Raw genomic sequence first — 20024 nt, 5'->3', positions numbered from 1 at the left:
GGCCGAACTCCCGGGCCTTGGCGGCCTGCGTGGCGACCTCGTACTGGGCGTCGGGAGAGTACTGGGTGTGGATGTGGTGGTCGCCGGCCAGGAACAGCGACCGGCCGTTCCACGGGTTGGTCGAGGTGGGGGCCTTCGGCTTCGCCGCGGCCACACCCTGGCCGACCCCGGCGACCGCGCCACCGACGCCTGCGGCCGCACCGGCGACGACGGCCGCCGTGGCGAGGAAGCCGCGCCGCGAGACCGACAGCGGGTCGTCGGCACGTGGGTCGGCCCAGGTGCCCTCGACGCCGGCGGTGTTCCCGTGGTGATGGGTGTGGCCGTGCTCGCCGTGGTGGTGGTCGTGCTCGTGGTCGTGGCTCATCGACTCGCTCCCGCATCGTCGTCCGTGCATCTGACGCGCCGACTCTCCGGTGCCGGTCCCTCCACCGGGTGACCCGCAGGAGAGCATCAGGCGAACAGCAGGCTGCGCCCTCCCCGCCGTCGCACACGTGCCTCCGGACGTGCCGACGCGGGGTCCCCGGGGCCCACCTAGGGTCGGGCACATGCGCATCGCCGTCTTCACCGGATCGCACGCCGGCCCACCCGCCCACCAGCGGGCGGCCGCGACGTTCGCCGCGGACCTGGCCCGCGCCGGCGTCGGGATCGTCTACGGCGGCGGGGACGTGGGCCTGATGGGCGTGGTCGCCGACGCCGCGCTGGCCGCCGGCGGCGAGGTGGTCGGGGTCATCCCCCAGCACCTGGTCGACGACGAGGTGGCCCACCGCGGGCTGCCCCGGCTGGAGGTGGTGGCGACGATGCACGAGCGCAAGCAGGTCATGGCCGACCTCGCCGACGCCTTCGTCGCGCTGCCGGGTGCCGCCGGGACCCTGGAGGAGCTGTTCGAGGCCTGGACCTGGGGGATGCTCGGGCTGCACGCCAAGCCGGTTGCCCTGCTGGACGTCGAGGGCTTCTGGCAGCCGCAGCTGGCCCAACTGCGGCGGATGGTCGACGACGGCTACCTCGACGCCGCCCGGCTCGACGCCCTCGGCGTGGTGCACGACGCCGCCGGGCTGCTGGCGTTCGTCGCCGGTTACGGTCACCCGGCCCGCAAGTGGACCGCACCCCGGTCGTGACAGCCGGTTGCGCACCGCTGATCGTGGGCACCGCCCCTTCCATGCACATGAAGCGGACCCTCGTGGCGCTCGCCCTCGTCGGCAGCACGGTGCTCACCGGTTGCGGCGGCTCCAACACCGACCTGCAGCGCGGGGAGACCAACTGCGACGCGGGGAACAACAGCAACAGCCAGGACGAGAACTGCAACCCGGGCACCCCGACGCCGGCGAACAACACCTGAGCCCGGCCGGGGTGGAGCACGCCGACGTCGTCGTCGTCGGGGCCGGCCCGGCCGGTGCGGCCTGCGCGGCCGCGGTGCGCCGGGCCCGCCCGGACGCCGACGTGCTGGTGCTCGACCGGTCGGCGTTCCCCCGCGACAAGGTCTGCGGTGACGGCATCGCGCCCGAGGCGCTCGACGTGCTGGCCGGCCTCGACCTCGACGTCGCGGCCCTGACCGCCGGGTACCCGACCGTGCCGCGGCTGCGGCTGCACGCCCCGGGTGGGACGACGGTCGAGCGCACGCTGCACCGGCCCTCGTCCGTGGTGCCCCGCGCGGTGCTCGACGGCCGGCTGCTGGCGCAGGTGATCGACCGCGGCGTCCGCTTCCGGCAGCACACCGTCCGTGCGGTGACCGTGCACGCCGACCACGTGGAGGTCGACGGCCGGTTCCACGCCGGGGTGCTGGTCGGCGCGGACGGTGCGGAGTCCGTCGTCCGGCGGGCGCTGGGCCTGGCCGGCAACCCGCCGGGCCGGCTGGCGGTGGCGATCCGCGGGTACGCGCCGGTGCTGCCGGGCAGCGAGGGCGTGCAGGTGGTCACCACGACCGAGCAGCGCTGGCCGGCCTACGCGTGGTCGTTCCCGCTCGGCGACGGCCGGGCCAACGTCGGCTACGGCGAGCTGGTGTCCGGCGGGGTGACCCGCGCGGAGCTGGTCGCCGGGCTGCACCGGATGCTGCCCGGCGTCGAGCCCGAGGGCCTGCGCGCGCACCGGCTGCCGCTGTCGACCGGGCGGCCGCGGCTGCCCGACGGCCGGGTGCTGCTGGCCGGGGACGCGCAGTCGCTGATCAACCCGCTGACCGGGGAGGGCATCTTCTACGCCGTCCTGTCCGGTGCGCTGGCCGGGGAGGCGGCTCTGCACGGCGCCCGGGCGGGGCAGGTGCACCGCCGGCTCCTGCGCCGGCGACTGGGCGGCCACCTCCGCTCGTCAGGGGTCGCCTCGCAGCTGAGCCGGTGGCCGGTGCTGATGGAGGGAGTGGTGCGCGCGGCGCGCGAGGACCAGCGGGCCTTCGACGACGTCGTCGCCCTGGGGCTGGCCGACGGCCGGCTCACCGCCCGCACCCTCGCCGGCACGGTGCGCCGGCTCCGGTAGTGGTGCGCAGTAGATCAGGTGACCTGATCAAAGGCCGTCCTACCGCACCAGCGTTGCTGCGGGAGGACGGCCTTTGGTGCAGGAGGACAGGCGACGCCCGGGCTCAGCGCACCTCGGCGACGCGGACCTGGTCGCGGCCGGCCCGCTTGGCGGCGTAGAGGGCGGTGTCGGCGGCGGCGTAGAGCTCTTCGAGCTGCTCGGCGTGCGAGGGCGCGTGGGCCACGCCCAGGCTGACCGACACGGCCAGCAGGGTGCCGTCGCGCAGCTGCAGCGGCGCGGCGCGGACGGCGTCGAGCACGTCGGCGGCGCGCCGGGCGGCGACGTCGGCCGGGCAGTCGGGCAGCAGGACGGCGAGCTCGTCGCCGCCCATCCGGCTCAGGACGGCGTCGCTGGGGCGGACCACCGAGCGGAGCACCCCGGCGATGTGCACCAGGGCGTCGTCGCCGACCGGGTGGCCGTACTGGTCGTTGATGGACTTGAACGAGTCGATGTCGACCAGCACCAGGGAGGTGCCCAGCGGCCGGGTCTGGGTGGTCAGGGCCTCGGTGAGCGCCTCGTCGAGCACCCGGCGGTTGACCAGTCCGGTGAGGGAGTCGACGGAAGCCTGCTCCTTCAGCATGGCGACCAGCCGGTCCTGGGTCTCCCCCGAGCGGGTGAGCATGAGCGCCATGACGGCGAGCACCGCGCCGAAGAAGCTGAGGTCGCTGACCGCGTAGCCGACCGGCTCCAGGTGGAAGAGCACCACGGCGTCACCGGCCAGGGCGGCGACCGTGACCACCTGGACGGCGGCCCGGCGCAGGTGCACCCCGGCCCACAGCACGGGGAAGGCGAGGAACGCCTGACCGCCGGCGGAGGGGTCGTTCGTGATCCAGTTCATCCCGCAGCAGAGCACCACCCCGATCAGCGCGATGAACACGTACCCGCCGCGCCGGTCGATCCGCTCCGGCGACGTCAGGTGGTACGTGAGGGCCAGCCCGACCAGCACCGCCGCGGTGAGCCAGGAGGCGATGATCCCGGCCGTGGAGACGGCGTTGGGGCCGAAGAGCGAGAAGACCAGCATGGTCACGGCGCAGACCAGCAGCACCAGGACGGCGGTCCTGGCTGCGGCCCGCGGGTCCCGGGCCCTCATCGACTGCGGCAGCTGCACACCACCTCTTCGGCACCGGCGGCGCGGTCCTGCGGTGTGCCGCGGGGTCGGCCCCCTCCTGCGAGTGAGTGCCGCCGCTCACAGCAGCCGGCGCGGCCTCACCGACCGGACCACGCGTCGATGACCAGCGAGCAGCCCACCGAGCCGACCGGCGCCACCAGGAAGCCCAGCAGCTGGAGGCACTCGGCGACCGCGGCGTTCATCGCCCGCTGGACCGCGACGACCGTCTCGGCACCGCGGACCTGGTCGCGGCTCATCCGGTCGTGCTGGTGCCAGCTGACCAGGACACCGTCGCAGCCCGGCTCGGGGGTGAGGCACACCCCGCCGGCCGCACCGTCGCCGGCGCAGTCGTGCACGGGGATGCCGGACTCGACCAGCGCGGCGGTCACCTCCACCACGAGGGACACCATCGGGTCGTCGTCGTCCATCCGCTCGTCCCAGGCCTGCGGCAGCCGGTCGAGCTGGTCGCCCAGCTCGGTCAGCCAGGCCAGGTCCTCGGGCGTCTGACGCCGCGCCACCCCGCCGTCCGGGCGGCGCAGGCCGTAGAGGGCGTGCACCGGTGCGTCCTCCGGGCCGGTCATCAGCGCCCACCCGGCCTCGACCCGGTCGGCGAAGGGGCCGGCGAGCACCTCGTGGTCGCCCTCGGTGACCAGCCACCAGGCCGGCTCGGAGCCGGCGACACCGGGCAGCCCGGCCGGGCGTGCCTGCGGCAGCGTGGCGACGCTGCCCGACGCCTCCTGCCGGTCGAGCGCGTGCCCCGCGACCGCCTGGTCGGCGGGCTCGGGCACCCGGCCGACCGTCGGGTGCGGCCCGGCCACCGGCGCGGCCCCGCCGGGGACGGGAGCGGCGGGGACGTCGGACGGAGCGGTCGCGGGCGCCGGCTGGACCCGGTTCCGCGTCCGGTCGCGCTCCACCTCGTACCGGGACGTGGAGCCCCGCCCGAGGGCGACGACCAGGCCGACGGAGAGCACGAAGCCGAAGGCCGACACGGTCGGCCAGAGGAGGGTCACAGCGCACCCGTGCGCACAGGTGCGTGCAGCGCGGACGGGGCGACGGCGACGCCGTCCATGGCCGGGCGGGTGCGTGGTGACGCGAGCTGGTGCACGCGGCTCTCCTCGGTGTCCGTCGCGGCAGGAGTGCCGCGGACAGCCGAAAGGTAGGGCGGGCACGCGTCCGCCGACGGGGTCCGGACAGGGCCGCGGACGGCTGCGTCACCGAATCGTTGCGCGACGCCTCCGCGGAGCCGCTGACCGCTCCCTCCCAGGTCCACGAGTCGACAGGACGACCCGGGTGACCTGGGCTTTCACGGTCATCGACCGTCTCGAGCGGGTTCCGCGGTCGATGACCTCCAGCGCCTCGGGCGCACCCGGCGTGGCGGCCGGGTCTGCGGCCGGGAGCGGAGGGCGTGGGAGCCGGAACAGCCACACACGGCGCTCACCGTCCGGTGACCGCGGGGTGCCTCGTGCACGCCCGCCCGCCCTCAGGCCGTCAGGCCGGGTCCACGGACGACGTCGAGCGCGGGACGGTCGGCCCCCGCGCCCTCGGCGGGGAACGAGACGCCCGTCAGCTGCTCGGACAGCGCCCAGATGCGCCGGGCGTCCTCGACGCTGCGCAGTGACCGGTACAGCTGCTGCTCGGCCGGCGCCCCGCTCATGTGCTGGAAGCGGCTGGGGCCGTAGAGGCGCTCACCGGTGACCTCCGGCGACGTCGCGGCGAGCAGCGCCGGGAGCGCGGCGGTCTCCGGGGTCCCCAGGACGCCCATCGCCGACAGCCGCCGGATCACGCGGATCTCCCGCCCCTCCGCGGGGCGGCCGATGGCGGGCTGAGCGGCGAGCAGGTTGGTCGGGGCCACCCCAGGGTGGGACAGGTTGCTTGTGATCCCCCAGCCGTGGGCCGTGCTGCGGCGGTCGAGCTCGAGGGCGAACAGGCCGACGGCGATCTTGGAGGAGCTGTAGGCGCGCCCAGGGTGGTAGGAGCGCTCCCAGTCCAGGTCGTCCCAGTGGACGGCGTTGCTGTTGGCCGCGACGCTGGACTGTGAGGTGACGCGTGCCCGGCCGGCGCGCAGCAGCGGCAGCAGCTGCGCCACGAGCGCGAAGTGCCCCAGGTGGTTGGTGGCGAGCTGCAGCTCGTGGCCGTCGACCGTCGCCTGCCGCTCCGGCGGGGTCATGACGCCGGCGTTGTTGATCAGGACGTCGATCGGCCGGCCGTCGGCGAGGAGGGCCGCGCTGAAGGCGGTGACCGATGCGAGCGAGGACAGGTCCAGCGTGTGCAGGGTGATGTCCGCCCCGGGGACGCGCGCACGGATCTCGGCGACGGCGGTCTCGCCCTTGCCGCGGTTGCGGACCGGGAGGACCAGCTCGGCCCCGGCCGCGGCCAGGCGGCGGGCGATGACCAGGCCGATGCCGTCGCTGCCGCCGGTGAGGACCGCGCGCTTGCCGGTCAGATCGGGGACGGTGATGTCGATCGGGGTGCGGGCCATGGTGGGGTCCCTGTCGTCGGTGACGCGCCGTTCGCGTCGTGACCACACCGTCCCCGCTGCCGACCGCCGGTGGCAGGGCCCACCGATCCCCCTGTGGGCCGTTGGTGAGAGGGGGATCGACGGGACGTGGATGCGCTTGCGCCCTGCCGGTAGACACAGCGGTGCCGCCCTCACGGGCGGCGCACCCCACCCTCAGGAGGACCCGCGTGGCCATCGATCGACCAGGTCTGGCGGAGTTCCTCCGCGAACGCCGGGGCGCACTGCAACCCGAGGACGTCGGTCTCCCCCGCGGTCAGCGCCGCCGGACCGCCGGTCTGCGCCGTGAGGAGGTCGCCGGCCTGTGCCACATGTCCACCGACTACTACACGCGCCTGGAACGCGAGCGCGGCCCGCACCCCTCGGCGCAGATGATCGCCTCGATCGCCCAGGGGCTGCACCTGTCCCTCGACGAGCGGGACCACCTGTTCCGGCTGGCCGGGCACCAGCCCCCGACCCGCGGGTCGAGCAGCGAGCACGTCAGCCCTGGTCTGCTGCGGATCTTCGACCGCCTCGGTGACACCGCCGCCGAGATCGTCACCGAGGTCGGCGAGACGCTGCGGCAGACACCGCTCGGGATCGCCCTCGTCGGTGACGCGACGCGGTACACCGGCCCCGCTCGCAGCCGGGGGTACCGCTGGTTCACCGACCCGGCGGCCCGCGCGCTGTACGTGACCGAGGACCACGCCCACATGTCACGCATGTATGCCGCCGGCCTCCGCGCCCTCCTCGCCGTTGGCGGGCCGGGGTCACGAGCGGCCCACCTGACCGACCTCCTGCTGGCCGAGAGCGCGGAGTTCCGCACCCTGTGGGAGACCCACGAGGTCGGCATCCACCCCAACGAGGTCAAGCGCTACCAGCACCCCGAGGTCGGCCGGCTGGAGCTGAACTGCCAGACCCTGGTCGACCCGCACCAGGCCCACCACCTCATGGTCTACACCGCGGCGCCCGGCAGCGAGAGCCACGAGAAGCTGGAGATGCTCGCGGTGATCGGTGCCCAGTCCCTCTCCTCCACCCCCGCGGACGGGGTCGGCGGCGACCCCGGCAGCCGACCCTGATGGGTCTCCTCCAGCGCCCCGGCCGCGGGACGTTCGCCCAGCTGAGGCGCTGACCAGGACTGCCCGTCAACGGGCGGACCGATGCCCGACCGTCCTCGGGGCCAGTTCCAGATGACCTCAGGGGCTCGCACGCGAGGGACTCGACCCGGGACGACTCGACACCGGCCCCGATGGCGCCGACACTCAGTGGGGTCATCCGACCCGTGCGTGCAAGCAGGGGCAGGTGGTCGTGCAGTCGAGTCACTGGTCCTCCGGCCGGGCGGTCCTCGTCAGCGCGGCGATCGCCGGTGCAACAGGTGCAGCCACGGGGGCGATCAGCCTGGGCAGTGCCTTCGACCTGGCGGCCAGGTCGTTCTTCGGAAGCCGGGGAGGTCTGGTCGTGGGCGCCGCCTTCGGGGCGCTCGCCAGCAGTTCGGCGCTCCTCCTCACGTGGCTGCTCGAACGGTCAGGCGTACGGAGGTCGTCGGTGCTCAGGCTCGCGTTCGTCCTGTGCGGGACAGCGATCGCGGCGTTGAGCGTGGTCCCGCTCCTCAGCGGAGCGTGGGTCGCGCGCCACTCGATCCGCGTTCCGGGATGAGGCTGCCCACCCGGCCGTGATGGCAGCGAATGGCTGGTCGTCGTCTCACTGTTGTTCGCGGAGTCGGGGCTCGGTCTCACGCTCACGGCACCCCGCCGCGAGCAGACGAACCACTTCCTCGGTGTCTCGTCCTCTGTGCCCCGATCGGGGGCGACCGGACCAGGGACCGCTCGTCCCGTCCACGCGGTGCACGAGGTCTACGGTCGCGCCGTGAGTGCCCTCGCCGACCAGGTCATCGTCTCGCTGCGCCAGCACCACGACCAGCTCGTCGAGGTGATCGACGGTCTCGACGACGAGCAACTGGTCGCGCCGAGCGGCGCGTCCGAGTGGCGGATCTGTGACGTGCTCTCCCACCTGGGCAGTGGGTCGGAGATCATGCTGCGGCCGCTCGCGGCGGCAGCGGCCGGCACGGGGGTCCCCGGGGGCGACAACCAGGCGGTCTGGGACCGCTGGAACGCGATGACGCCCCGCGAGCAGGCACAGGGGTACGTCGACCACGGCACGGTCCTCGTCGAGACCCCTCGAGTCCCTGACGCCCGAGCAGCGCGACGCGGTCACCATCCGCCGACCGCGGCTCCCTGAGCCCGTCCCGCTGGAGGTCGCTGCCGGCATGCGCCTCAACGAGGTCGCCCAGCACACGTGGGACGTCACCGTGGGCCTCGACCCGGCCGCGACGGTCGACGCCACCACCGCCGGTCTGATGCTGACCCTGCTGTCCGACCAGCTCAGCTTCATGCTCGCCCTCACTGCCCAGCCCGACGCCCTGAGCGAGCCCACCGAGGTCGCGGCCGGCGACTGGACGCTCGTCGTCGACCAGAGCGCGCGGCTCGTGCCCGCCGGCACCGACCCGCTGGCGACCTTCACCGGTACGACCGAGTCGTTCTACCGGCTGCTCGGCGGCCGCCTCGCTGAGCGCCACACGCCGGCCGGCACCGCGGTCACCGGCAGCGTCACGCTCGACGACCTGCGGCGGGTGTTCCCGGGCTTCTGATCGGGCTCAGCCGGCGAGGAGGGCCTGAGCTCGATGGGCGGGAAGCGCTCCCGCACCCACACTCCGCCCGCGATGACGGCCTGAGGTGCGAAGCAGGTCGAGTGGACGATGCGTCGCCAGCGGGGAGCCGGCGCGACAGGTGGAGCTGCCGCAGCCGAAGGGGTACCCCGCAGCACCCGTCGCGTGGGCGCTGTGACTCTGCACAGGGTCCACCTCCGGTCGCGCCCGTACGACCGTGCTGATCAGAGCGGAGGGCGTGGGATTCGAACCCACGATGGGTTTCACCCCATAGCGGTTTTCAAGACCGGGTGTCGAGGGCTCCCTCGGGCTATGACGAAGGTGCTCGGTTACGACCGCCCTGCTCAGGGCCATGCGAGGACCGCGACGGTCCCTCTCGGGACAGCTCGGTTGGTCTTGGCTTGGCTGCAATACGACTGCAAGGACTCCCTGAAGCTGTGACGCTCGGTAACTGCACAATGCCGGTCACTCCGTCATGCCTGAGCGGCCACCGGCTCTCCGCGCTGCCGAAGTCCGGCGGGGCGCAGGACTATGGCTAGTTATGGACTACATGTCCACGGTGTCGCAGGCCGGAAGAACATCACTGTTATTCACCCGGAAGGACGTACCGGGTCCCGCGGCGCTCGCCCAGCTGCCGCAGGCGCCCCGAGGCGACGAGCTGCTTGAGGAGCACGCGGGTGTCCTGACGGTCCAAGCCCGTGAACTGGCGAACAGACTCGTTGGTCAGCGGAGCCTCCGCCGCTCGCTCGACCAACATGTCACGGAGCTGTGTTGGAGTGAGGCGGTAAGCAGCGGGCGGTGCAATCGAAGCCGACAGGGTGTAGGTGGCTCCACCTCGCTCCCCATGCTGCTCGAGCAGTCCGTTGTCTCGGAGTCGGTGCAGCGCCTTCCTCGCGAGCCCGCTGTCTTCAGTGCTCAAGGCGCTGCGGGCCACAGCATTAGTCAGCTCCGAGCCTCGGGCAGCCTGGACAAGAAGGATCTTGTCGCTCGCTTCCAACGTCCCCCTCCGCTCAAGCTCTTGGACCCACGCGCGCTCGCGAGCCGTGATAGCCCCACGCAACGGGAGAAATACGCTGACGAATCCGTTCTCATCTTGGAACTGAGGAGGATCAAGGAGTGCTTCGGCCATTTGATCCTCCATGACATCGATACCGCGGCCAGCGTCCTCTGCCAAAGAAAATCGGCGTAGAACATCAATCACAGTCGGGTTCCGTGCCGTCTGCGCCTGGCGTAGGTTTTGGATGGTCACTGGCTCAGGGAGGCCGCCCGGCGATGTGACAAGTACACCGTCCGGCCTCATCTCGACCAAGACAGCCGTGCGATGCGCCTCGTAGCTCCTGTGCGCGACGGCATTTGCAACTGCCTCTCGCACGACTACTTCAGGAAGGCGAGGCAGGTCATATCTGTAGAGTCCAGTTACGACCAAGTCACTGCCCAACTCGCCCATGATAAAGGACAGGGCGTCGACGACCTGCTGCTGAAGAGGTCCGTCGAATACGACTCTGCGATCGTACTCGCCACCGACTTCGGGGTAGCGGCGCACTTCTACGAAGGCCTTGCTGACTCCGAGCGATTGCGCCGGGTCCGTAAGGAAAAGTGCGCCAGCGATGGTCATGTTCCCGTTTGAAAGGACCAGTCCACGCTCGGTCAGGCGCTGGCGTAGACCCTCCGGATTCAGTTCGCTCCAACCGTGCACGAGGGCAAGTTCGTCTAGGTAGCCCTGCTCGGCTTCGGTAACTGGGGTGTTCGAGTCGGCGCTTTCGAAGCGCCTGAGAGACCGTCCGCTGACGAAGTCCCACATCTCAGAGCCAAAAAGCGCGTCATTCCGGGCTCCATGCCGAACCAGGACCCGCCCGTTGCTGGTCTGAGCGAACCCTTCTTCTCTACGGTGAACTGTGATCGCCACTACGGGCGTACCCGCCACACTGATCTGCATGATCTCATAGCGCCCACAGTCACGAGCGTCGTGAATTGCTTGATGGATCTTGTCATGCACGCCTTGAGTGAGCGACTGCCCGGTCACTCGACGGTCGTCGGTGACCCCGACGAAGATGACGCCTCCTTCGGTGTTACTGAATGCGACGACAGCCTCGGACACCTTGTCGCGGCTCACGCCCGTCTTGAGTTCGACGCGGTCCGTCTCGCGCTTGATCAGCTCTTCGAAGGCCTCGAGGGTGTAGGACTGGGCGAGGTTCACGGAGCTACTTTGACCCGCTATGGGGAGTTTGTCAACGTGTCGCGGCGCACGAACAAGGTGTCCATAACCTTTCAATGGAGGCCACCAACTACAAGCCCCGCGCCGGCGACGGCGAGCTCCAGGCCGGGCCACGGCATCCGTTGCACACTCGTCAAGTGGGACAGGACACCCGCCTCGCCCGGCCTGTGGCCAGCCGTCGCTGGAGCTCAAGGCGACGTCCCTCAAAGCTACGCATAAGAGGTAGACGCCCTGCTCCAGCCACGGCAGACCACGGGTACGCATACGAGGTTGACGCCCCCGGCAAAGATGCAGGTCAACGCACGCATAGCAGGTAGACGCATCGACCCCAGCAAGTGCCGGCCGCCAGAGACCGCCCGCTGGCCCCTGGCCACGCATAGGAGGTTGACGCCCCTCCCCTTGCGCGCGGCGCCGGCCAGCGCTGACAGCCCGAGCCACTCGCAGGGCCTTCCAGTCCAGCACTGAAGACCGATGTCGCAGTCACACCAAGGGTTGACAGCCCGCGCTTCCGAGCGTGACCCCTAGCCGCCCTTGACCCGTCCTGAGCGGTGCTGCTGGATCTGGCTGGCGATCGCCTCGGAAGCGCGACGCGCGACCTCGTCGGCGATGTGGGTGTAGTCAAGCGACGTAGTGACGCGCGAGTGCCCCGCGCGAGCCATGATGACTGCAAGTGGCAGACCTGCATCGATGGCGCCGAGGGTGATCGACGTGTGCCGGAGGTCGTGGAGGCGGACGTCGGGAGCGCCGACCCGTGTCACGAGCGACTTCCAGTTGCGGGACAGGCGGTCAGGCCGGACAGGGTCGCCGAACTCATCGACGAACACGTACTCCCCTCCCCCACCCCAGGCTGGTCCCGCCTTGAGGCGTGCCCCTGCCTGGCGCCGACGATGCGCCACCAGGACTTCGATCGTCTCGGAGTCCAGGAACACCTTCCGCTCGCTGGACCGGTTCTTCGTTCGCTTCTCGACCACCCGGCTGCTGCGCTGGACGCGCGCTCGGCTGAGCCGCCACAGTCCGATGTCGAGGTCTACGTCGGACCATCGGAGTCCGCACAGTTCGCTTCGTCGGGCGCCCGTGGTTAGGGCGAGATGCCAGGCCGCATAGAGAGGGTGCTCGACCACCAGCGGGTGGTCGAGGAACGCTGCGGCCTGCTCGGCCGCCCAAAAGGCACCCTGCTTGTTCTCCTCGTGCGGCTTCTCAACCGCTCGCATGGGGTTTCGCCGAATGTGATCTCGCTTCTCCGCGCTACCGAGCGCCGACTGAAGGCAATCGAGGATGCGATTAACAGTGGCGGACGAGAGCCCCTTCGCCCCCTTGAACCGGTTACCGGTGCGACCCGCCGGGGCATAGGCCGGAGACTGCAGGAGGACGATCATCGAGTCGATGTGCTCCGCCATCAGGTCCACCAGTCGGATGTCCCCGATGAGCGGCTTCAGATGCAGGCGCACGATGCTTTCGTAACCTTCGCGCGTGGTGATGGCATGGTCGTGCAAAGACCCGATCCACAGGTCGAGCCAGGCGGCGACCGTCATCCCCTCGCTGCGGCCCATGGTGACGCTCGCGCGGTCGATGAACGCCGCGAGATCCCGTTCCGCATCGATCTTGCGCGCGAAGCCGCCCTTGCTGGGGCGCTTCTGCTCACGAGTCACGGGGTGCGGTGGCAGCCTCACGTGCCAACCCCAGGGGCAGGTGCACTTTCGGTCCGTCCCGGGGACCGCCCTGAATCGCTCGTTGCAGGCGCTGGTGTGTCGCCGACGCACCGACCCTCGGATGATCGTCACGCCGCACCCTCCTGCTGTGGCACGCCGTCAACAGCGGCCTGGGCGGGCATAGTGCCCGCTGGGTCTGACAAGTCGTCCACCCTCAGCCCCAGGAAGGCGAGCAGCGGAGCGGTCAGGACGCGGTGGTGACGGCCGATGCTCACCCACGGCACGGGGTACGCCCCCTCGGCGCGCAGGCGCTTGCCGGTGCTGATCGACATGCCAATGATGGAGTCGGCCTGGCGGGCGGGGACGGTGGGTGGCAGGGACCGCAGGTCGGCCAGCGTCCATTCGGGCTTACTGGCAGCGGCACTTTGAGGCACGTGAACTCTCCGAGGTTGAGGGCGACTTGGTTCGGACCGGCATGCAATCGGCACCTCGATCGCTCGAACGGCCATATCATGAAAATTCTTCGCGAGTCTTTTTGGGAGCTTGTCGATCGACTATCGCCATAGACGTTAACGACTCTTCGAGTCAGATCGGGGGCGCTCGGCCAATCGACGAGTGAATCGCAGCGGGGTCCGCGCAGCCCGCCAGTCAGAATCGCGGCAGATGCGCATGCCGCGGCAGTCGCAGTCGCTCTTGACCGCGGCACATGCTCAGCGCCTGACCGGATGGTCAGCATGCGACGAACTGGTCACAGACGAGGACGCTAACGTCGGCGCGCATTGCGCCCGACTTCTCAGCCCTCTCCCCCGCTGGTATGAAGATGGGATCCAAGCAGGAACCAAAGCATGCCTTAGATTTCGCCAAGCCACCGGAATTAGCAGAAGCTAAAGGGCCAGCCCTGGCATAACCCAGCCTGCAGGGACTTGTCTTATCAAGGTCGCCGGACCTTGTGAACGTCAGGTACGGACTCAACCCCGAATTGCCGACGCAACGATCAGGCGACCCGACGTCACCCACCATGGGTGGGGCGCACCCAACACCGCTTTGCGCATGCTGGGCATTCACTCGTCCCATGGCGAGGACGACTCGCCGCCCACGGGCGTGGCGCCGGGGAGGTTCCCTCTGCGCGAGTCTGCTGATGTCGCCGCCACATTGGCTGCCGCACGCTGACCAATCGCATCGAGGGCGGCGGCATGCTCCGCTCCACCTCCGAGGTAGGCACCCGGGATAACCTTGACGCCCCGGACCTCCGCCGTATCGATGTCCCCCATCGCCTCGGCCTCTTGGACGGCACGACACTGGGCCAGGTACTTGCGGACGTCGTCTCGCGCAGCGCAGTCATCCCAGGGCGCCCTTGGATCCGACTGGACCGCCCGTTCCCGCCGGGCCTCGACGATCGCGTCCTCGGCGTCCTTCCACCCCCGCGCCACCGACCACCCGTCCTTCTTGGCCGCCGGGGCTGACGCGGGAACGCGAACCAGCGCCGCCTCCCGCACCAGCGGGATGCGCCACACTTCGCGCCGATTGAGGATCTGACCCGTGAAGTCGTCCCGGTACCGACCTCCCTGCACGGTCCACAGCAGAGGAGGGAAGTAGGCCTGACCCCCTGGGTTGGGAAGCCCGCGGAGGCGACGGACGCGAGCCCCTGCGTTCCACTCGGCGGCGCTCAATCGTGAGTCGCACCAAATTCGGGCCCCGAGATCGCGCATCGAGAGGTATCCGCCACCCGTGCGCCGATGAACGTTCTGATGCTGGTAGGACGGACCGATCGCGTCCCCCGAGGGGACGCTCTGCTCCACTGTCGTATCCGGGATGTTCAGTTCGTCGGATACGTGTAGCAGTACGAGTTGGTCCAGACCGATCGCGGGGCTGCACGCCTTGATCCAGGCATCCAAGACGAGGGACAAGGTGACTCCAGAGTGAGCGAGAGAGTGAATGGGTCCTGTCGTCATCTGGCCAGCGGATGACGAACTGGGTCATCGGCCGGTGGACCGGCGATTTTCACACGAGCGGTCGCGCTACTTGAGCGATCGTCTGCAACAGACGAGGACGACGCGGTGAGTGCGCCGCCGCCGGACTCCCACGCGGGCACACGGCATCGCCGTTGGTCCAGAATTGTCAGAGCCCAGCCGTACATTCCCCGGCATGGAGCCACACGAGGAGTCGAAGTACCTGGGCGCAATGGCTCCGGTCTACGCCGCGGCCGCAACCGAGTGCGTTCGCCACCTCAAGTCATGCACCGCGCAGGCGAACGGGCTCCACGACACGTTGGACGCTTCCATCGCGATCCGGAGCGTCGGCGACCTGCTGCAAGACCTTCCCACTGCGGTTCGCCAGATCCGCGTCTGGCTCGAAGGAGAGGCAACGCAGGGGCGTGTCAGCGTAGAAGGAGGTCCTTACGCTGGACACCCGGACGAGGCGATCGGAGTCCTGAACGCTTATCTGAGCACGGTCTGCGGAGTCTTGGATCAAGCGGCTACGGGCCTTCGTGCCGCCGAGGTGATCGCGGAGACATTGGCGGCTACCGACGTAGGGGGCGCGGAGCAGGTCGACGGGGACACGTCTACAGATGTGGATCCGCCAGTCGCTGCCCCTGGTGGGTCCGTCCTGCCGTTCCCACAGGGAGCCAGTCGCTCAAGGGCGCTCCCAGCAGGCCACTGTTAGGCGCGGTCGTCGAGACTGGTCTCAGCGATCCGAATTCTGCCGTGACGATTTTGTCCGCGGGTAGGACCGGAGCCTGACCGGCGCGACCGGTGGCCAATCGTTTGATTCTCCGGCAGAGCAGACAGGCCCGCTGTGGTCACTCAGGCGCCGAGGTCGAGGCTCCGACACCGATGCTGCCGGGCAGCGCGATCACCTCAGGCCAGTCGCTACGACGAGGGCGCCAGCCCCCACTCCCATCGAGCATTCCCGGGATCCTGGCCGTAGCAATGTCGCGCTGACACCAGCGTCCGCCTCCCGCTGCGGGCATTGCCGTCATCGATCTGCACGTCGCGGAGATCAAGCGGGACCCGGGAGGACCGCGGGAGGCGGTCCCCGACCGTCGTTCAGTCTGCGATGGGCTGACGCCGGCGTGAGCGCGCTTTTGTCGTGCGTTCGCGGTAGAGAGCCGGTGTTTAGCGGCCTGCGCCGAGGCGCTCGGCCACCGTCGCTCGCCACTCTCGCTCGCGGCGGGCGTATCGCGCTCCCATACCGGGCGTGGATTGCCGCAGATACCGCTCGATCTGGCGCAGGTCGACACCGTCGAGATCCAGTTGGGTGGCGCAGCCGGCACGCAGGCTGTGGCCGGTCCATACGTGCGGGCACGGCTCGATGGCTGGGTGATGGCACAGCCCGGCCGTTGCGGCGTACCGGCCCACCAGGTCGCCGACCGCACGAGCGGACAGTCGAGTCGTGCGGGGACAGCCCCAGCGGTCGATGGCCCGAAAGACCGGCCCCTGCTGGATGCCCGCCGCGGCGATCCAGGCGTCAAGGGCGTGCGCTGCGTCCCCGGCGATGGGATTGCTCCGCGGCAGTACCAGCCACTCCCCTCGCCCGTTCTGGTCGGCCTTGCTCCAGCGGATGTGCAGGCTGGTCCGGTCTGGCTCCCGCCGAAGGTCCTCGACGTCAAGGCCGGCGATCTCGCTGCGCCGAAGAGCGGCGACCCAGCCGACGAGGAGCACCGCCTGATCGCGCAAGCCGGCCAGGGACGAACGATCGCAGGCAGCGGCCAACCGCCGGATGCCATCGAGCAAAACTGGAGTGGCCTGCCGCTGCAGGTGATCGCGAGTAGCGCGGCGGTGACCGCGCAGCAAGCGTCGAACGGCCTCGTGGGCCGTCGGCGGAGTCTCAATGCCGGCCTCTCGGTGGGCCGAGGCGATCGCTGCAGCGGTCTGCGCGACGGTGGAGCGGGCCCGCCCCTGACGGTGCAGCCAGGTCAGGTGCAGCACCACGGTCGCGGGCTCGGCGGGGAGTGCGATCAAGCCCCGGTCGGCGGCCCAGGTCTCGAAGGCACGCCAGCGGCTGGCGTAAGCGCGGTGGGTGGCCTCAGCGCGTCCAGCGGCGACCAGGTCGGCGGCTTCCGCAGCCAGGGACTCGAGCTCGGCGGCCAGTGCGACCAGGTCCTCCCCCGCCGCTGGCCCCGCTCCCGCGATGCCGTCTGACGCGCCTCCCACCCGTACCGCCACGCCCGTCATCCGACCCCCCTTCCCGACCAACATCAACAACCGCTAATTCCCTTTTCTCAGCGGGATCGTTAGCGTGTCTACCCGCGAACCCTGACAGTTCAGGGGCTGCTCTCTGGGAGGTCGGCCAAGCGTCAACGTCCCTGCGTGGTCCCTGCTCGCCCTAAGCGCAAGGCTGACAACGCCCCACTGCTCTCGCATCAGGCTTTCGAGACACGCGACGCCTCCGCAAATGTCCTGCGCCCGATCCTTCAGACGCGCCTGTGTCGTGCCGACCGGACAACTGTCCGGTCGGCACGACACAGGCGCGTCTGAGGTTCTCGGCAAGGCTTTCCTTCCCTTGCGCCGTCTTCCGCCCCTCCTACTCCCCAACCCCTCATGCCCATCAGGGGTTGCGCCGTCTCTGCTGTTTCTGCCTTCTCGGTCACGGTCGCGGGTCCTCGCTGCGCTGCAAGCACTCCGCCTTGGCCCGCGAGGCCAACTACGCCCGCTGACTTCCTGTTGGCCGGGAGGGACGGGGGTGGTTGGCCGCCTGGGGCTGCGGTGGTCCGACTGATGCACAAATCCGGCGGATCGGCGGCTGCGCCGGGCGACCGGCGCAGGGGGCACCTGGCCGACCGCCTTGGCACACAGCAACGATTGGTCGACCGCGTCGTTATAGGAAAACTGCGCCGGGCGCAGACGATCCAGCGCCTCCACGGCGCGCTCGACGAACCTGACCGTGGCGGTCACGTTCTTGAGCAAGTTTCACTGCTGTGGGTCCTTGACCAGCTGCTCTAGGAAACCGATCTGGTTACCCAGGTAGTGACGCTTGGCCTGCACGACGTACGTTGCCTGCTGGGTCTTGGAACGCTCGGTGTCCACGGTCTCTGCCCTCGACGTCCGCCGTCCTGTGCGGCGGGTCGGGAGTCATGGGGTGCGGAGTTGAGGGTGGGCGATCCGGGCTCGGCGCAGCCGGCGCACAGCGGCCCGAGCGGTGGTTCAGTTCTCCGGGATCGTCAGCTCGAAGCGCGCCGGGTCGGTGACGTCCGGGTCGGGACCGCCACGCACCCCTCTGTTCAGCGAGTCGAGCCTTCGGACGTCCTCGGCGCTGAGCTCGAAGTCGAAGACGTCGAGGTTCTCGGTGATGCGGGCGGGGGTCACCGACTTGGGGACGACGGAGCGGCCGGCCTGAAGGTGCCAGCGCAGCATCACCTGGGCCGGTGACTTGCCGTGCGCCTCAGCGATCGCAGCGACGGTGGTGTCCTGCAAAGTGCTGACCCGGCCCGGTCGCTCACCGAAGCCGGCGTAGAAAGTGACGCCGCCGATCGGTGACCAGGCCTGGGTGTGCACGCCGTGCTCGGCATCGGCCCGCTGGACATCGGGCTGGGTAAAGTAGGGGTGCAGCTCGACCTGGTTCACCGCAGGCACCACCTCGGCGCGGGCCAGCAGGTCCGCCAGGCGGTGGGGCATGAAGTTGCAGACGCCGATCGCCCGCACCCGCCCGTCGGCGAGCAGCGTCTCCAGCGCTCGGTAGGCGGCCACGGTGTCATCGAAGCGCTCGGGAACGGGCTGGTGGAGCATCAGCAGGTCGATCTGCTCGACGCCGAGCTTGCCGGCGCTCTTGTCGAAGGCGTGCAGCGTCTGGTCGTAGCCATGGTCGGTCAGCCAGACCTTCGTCTGGATGAACACCTCCGACCGGTCCACCCCGGAGCGGGCGATGCCCTCCCCGACCTGCCGCTCGTTGCCGTAGGCGGCGGCGGTGTCGATGTAGCGGTACCCGGCCTTCAACGCAGCCTCAATGGCCGCCGCGGTGTCCTCCGGGCTGCTCTGGCCGGTGCCAATGCCGACCGCTGGGAGCTGGACCCCGTTGTTCAGGGTGAAGGTGTGGTCCATCCCCTGAACGTAGGTCGACCTCGACGACCCAGGGAGTGCCTGGGAGAACACCCCTCCTGGCGCAGCCGGGTGGTCAGCCACGGCGGGCGCGGACGGCATCCAGCTCGGCGCGCACCCGGTTGGGCTCGGCGGCCAGCGGCATGTTGTCGGTGTCCAGGACCGCGTCGAGGGCGTCGGCGGGGTCGGCCTGCAGCGTGGCGAACAGCGGGTTCAGATCCGCCGGCGGGGCGCCGTGCTCGGCGACGAGCTCAAGGGTCTTTCGGTCCGCGGCCGCCGACGTGAGGCTCATGATGAGGACCTGCGCGATCTGCCGGCGAGAGACGACGCCGTCGGCCGGGCTGCCGGCCCAGCGGCGGTCGCCCTGCAGGAAGACGAGGCCGAGCTGGTCGGGGTCGTTGGCGTCGAACCAGCCGGGCCGCACGATCGTGTAGGGCCGGCCGCTGGCGCGCACCAGCCGCTCTCCGCGGCGCTTCCAGTCATGCCCGGGGGTGTGCTTGGTGACCCCGATGGTGGTCATCAGGGCGATCCGCGTAGGGGCGTCGCCGAGCGCGGCCAGCACATTGCGCACGGCGCCGTAGTCGACGGCCTCGGCGTCGGCGGCCCCACCGTGCGAGCCGTGGGTGAACACGATCGCGTCCACCCCGGCAACGGCCTCAGTCAGGGTGTCGGCGCGGGCGAGGTCCCCGATCACGGCCCGGGCCTCGGCCGGCAGCGTTGCGGCCCGGCGGGGGTCGCGGACCAGGGCGCGGGTGCGGTGGCCCTGCCGGATCGATTCGGCGACGGCGAGTGCGCCGATGCTGCCGCTGGCACCGACGACCAGCACGTCGCGGACGGGTGATGAGGTCATGGACTTCTCCGTGTCCGGACGACCCGGTGAGGGTCAGCCGTGGGTGTGGGAGCCGCTCGGCGGCCCGGGGATGTGCCGTGCAGGTCAGTCGATGGACGTCGGGCTCGGTGGTGTCGCCGCGGAGGCGGTCGGCGTTGCCGCGCTCGGTGTGAACGGCGTCTCTACGGCGGTTTCATCTTCAGCGTGTGGCTGTTGATGCCGATGGGATCAGGGCCAGGAGATCGGACTCCGGGCAGAACAGGAGCAGCTCATGACCATCGGCTCAGTCAGCTGCGGCGCCCGCCCCACGTTCCCGGTGGTGGCCCCCACGCCGCCCTCGGCACCGGCACCGGTCGTCCAGTCCGCGCCGGCCGCCTCCATCAGCTCCGGCGGGAACGGGCGCGGCGGGAGCTTCGACGTCCGCGCCTGATCCACGCTGACAGCACCGCCCCCGATGTCTCGACGACGACGGGGGCGGTGCTGCAGCCTGTTCACGAGGGCCGTGTGGCCCCTCCGCCGCCGCGCCC

Annotated in this window: 19 protein-coding genes; 8 read left to right on the top strand and 11 right to left on the bottom strand. The window is 70.4% G+C overall.

The annotated features are described in order from the left end of the window. Window positions 1–364 (bottom strand): PHP domain-containing protein (locus GCU67_RS19905; RefSeq protein ID WP_246215424.1); only part of this gene is annotated, 364 nt, incomplete at its 3' end. Window positions 365–545: 181 nt separating this feature from the next. On the opposite strand from GCU67_RS19905, the gene GCU67_RS19900 reads away from it, so the two are divergent. The 3 genes from GCU67_RS19900 to GCU67_RS19890 are packed head-to-tail and all read left to right on the top strand — an operon-like array spanning window position 546 to window position 2463. Next, entirely contained in the window at window positions 546–1115 is a 570-nt protein-coding gene (locus GCU67_RS19900) for an LOG family protein (RefSeq protein ID WP_163613103.1), read from the top strand. Window positions 1116–1162: 47 nt separating this feature from the next. Beyond that, window positions 1163–1336, top strand: a complete 174-nt coding sequence (locus GCU67_RS19895; protein ID WP_338105179.1) for a hypothetical protein — start codon at window positions 1163–1165, stop codon at window positions 1334–1336. Window positions 1337–1347: 11 nt separating this feature from the next. After that, window positions 1348–2463: a geranylgeranyl reductase family protein gene (locus GCU67_RS19890; RefSeq protein ID WP_163613101.1), complete on the top strand. Its 1116-nt coding sequence runs from the start codon at window positions 1348–1350 to the stop codon at window positions 2461–2463. Window positions 2464–2566: 103 nt separating this feature from the next. On the opposite strand, the gene GCU67_RS19885 is transcribed toward GCU67_RS19890, so the two are convergent. The 3 genes from GCU67_RS19885 to GCU67_RS19875 form a co-directional block, all read right to left on the bottom strand. Further along, window positions 2567–3610, bottom strand: a complete 1044-nt coding sequence (locus tag GCU67_RS19885; RefSeq protein ID WP_338105178.1) for a GGDEF domain-containing protein — start codon at window positions 3608–3610, stop codon at window positions 2567–2569. A 98-nt stretch (window positions 3611–3708) separates the two neighbouring features. Next, a complete protein-coding gene (locus tag GCU67_RS19880) occupies window positions 3709–4620 on the bottom strand; it encodes a hypothetical protein (protein WP_163613100.1) in 912 nt (303 codons plus the stop codon). A 470-nt stretch (window positions 4621–5090) separates the two neighbouring features. Continuing rightward, entirely contained in the window at window positions 5091–6089 is a 999-nt protein-coding gene (locus GCU67_RS19875; protein ID WP_163613099.1) for an SDR family oxidoreductase, read from the bottom strand. A gap of 206 nt (window positions 6090–6295) precedes the next feature. On the opposite strand from GCU67_RS19875, the gene GCU67_RS19870 reads away from it, so the two are divergent. The 4 genes from GCU67_RS19870 (at window position 6296) to GCU67_RS19855 (ending at window position 8751) form a co-directional block, all read left to right on the top strand. After that, window positions 6296–7183 (top strand): MmyB family transcriptional regulator, encoded by an 888-nt coding sequence (locus GCU67_RS19870; RefSeq protein ID WP_163613098.1) that lies wholly within the window; start codon window positions 6296–6298, stop codon window positions 7181–7183. Between the two features lie 223 nt (window positions 7184–7406). Beyond that, entirely contained in the window at window positions 7407–7760 is a 354-nt protein-coding gene (locus GCU67_RS19865; RefSeq protein WP_163613097.1) for a hypothetical protein, read from the top strand. Between the two features lie 210 nt (window positions 7761–7970). Further along, window positions 7971–8342, top strand: coding sequence for a maleylpyruvate isomerase N-terminal domain-containing protein (locus tag GCU67_RS19860; RefSeq protein ID WP_163613096.1), 372 nt, complete (start codon window positions 7971–7973; stop codon window positions 8340–8342). Window positions 8343–8370: 28 nt separating this feature from the next. Continuing rightward, window positions 8371–8751 (top strand): hypothetical protein, encoded by a 381-nt coding sequence (locus tag GCU67_RS19855; protein WP_163613095.1) that lies wholly within the window; start codon window positions 8371–8373, stop codon window positions 8749–8751. A gap of 604 nt (window positions 8752–9355) precedes the next feature. On the opposite strand, the gene GCU67_RS19850 is transcribed toward GCU67_RS19855, so the two are convergent. From GCU67_RS19850 to GCU67_RS19820, 7 genes are all read right to left on the bottom strand, one after another. Continuing rightward, window positions 9356–10966 carry an ATP-binding protein gene (locus GCU67_RS19850; RefSeq protein ID WP_163613094.1) on the bottom strand — a complete coding sequence of 537 codons (1611 nt, stop codon included), beginning with the start codon at window positions 10964–10966 and terminating at the stop codon, window positions 9356–9358. A gap of 539 nt (window positions 10967–11505) precedes the next feature. Further along, the gene (locus tag GCU67_RS19845) at window positions 11506–12654 is read right to left on the bottom strand and encodes a tyrosine-type recombinase/integrase (RefSeq protein ID WP_163621141.1); all 1149 of its coding nucleotides are present in this window, start codon (window positions 12652–12654) and stop codon (window positions 11506–11508) included. A gap of 107 nt (window positions 12655–12761) precedes the next feature. Beyond that, window positions 12762–12965: a hypothetical protein gene (locus GCU67_RS19840; protein WP_163613092.1), complete on the bottom strand. Its 204-nt coding sequence runs from the start codon at window positions 12963–12965 to the stop codon at window positions 12762–12764. 729 nt (window positions 12966–13694) lie between these two features. Continuing rightward, the gene (locus GCU67_RS19835; RefSeq protein WP_163613091.1) at window positions 13695–14540 is read right to left on the bottom strand and encodes a hypothetical protein; all 846 of its coding nucleotides are present in this window, start codon (window positions 14538–14540) and stop codon (window positions 13695–13697) included. 1209 nt (window positions 14541–15749) lie between these two features. Further along, window positions 15750–16808, bottom strand: coding sequence for a site-specific integrase (locus GCU67_RS19830; protein WP_211661773.1), 1059 nt, complete (start codon window positions 16806–16808; stop codon window positions 15750–15752). 969 nt (window positions 16809–17777) lie between these two features. Further along, window positions 17778–18671, bottom strand: a complete 894-nt coding sequence (locus tag GCU67_RS19825) for an aldo/keto reductase (protein ID WP_163613089.1) — start codon at window positions 18669–18671, stop codon at window positions 17778–17780. Between the two features lie 73 nt (window positions 18672–18744). Then, window positions 18745–19518 (bottom strand): SDR family oxidoreductase, encoded by a 774-nt coding sequence (locus GCU67_RS19820; protein WP_163613088.1) that lies wholly within the window; start codon window positions 19516–19518, stop codon window positions 18745–18747. 250 nt (window positions 19519–19768) lie between these two features. On the opposite strand from GCU67_RS19820, the gene GCU67_RS19815 reads away from it, so the two are divergent. Next, complete coding sequence (locus GCU67_RS19815; RefSeq protein WP_163613087.1) at window positions 19769–19927, top strand: hypothetical protein; 159 nt, start codon at window positions 19769–19771, stop codon at window positions 19925–19927. Window positions 19928–20024 lie beyond the last annotated feature (97 nt).

Source organism: Modestobacter muralis (assembly GCF_010682105.1).
Taxonomy (GTDB): Bacteria; Actinomycetota; Actinomycetes; order Mycobacteriales; family Geodermatophilaceae; genus Modestobacter; species Modestobacter muralis.
Note: the sequence above shows the minus strand (reverse complement) of the source record. Positions and strands in the feature narration are given on the sequence as shown.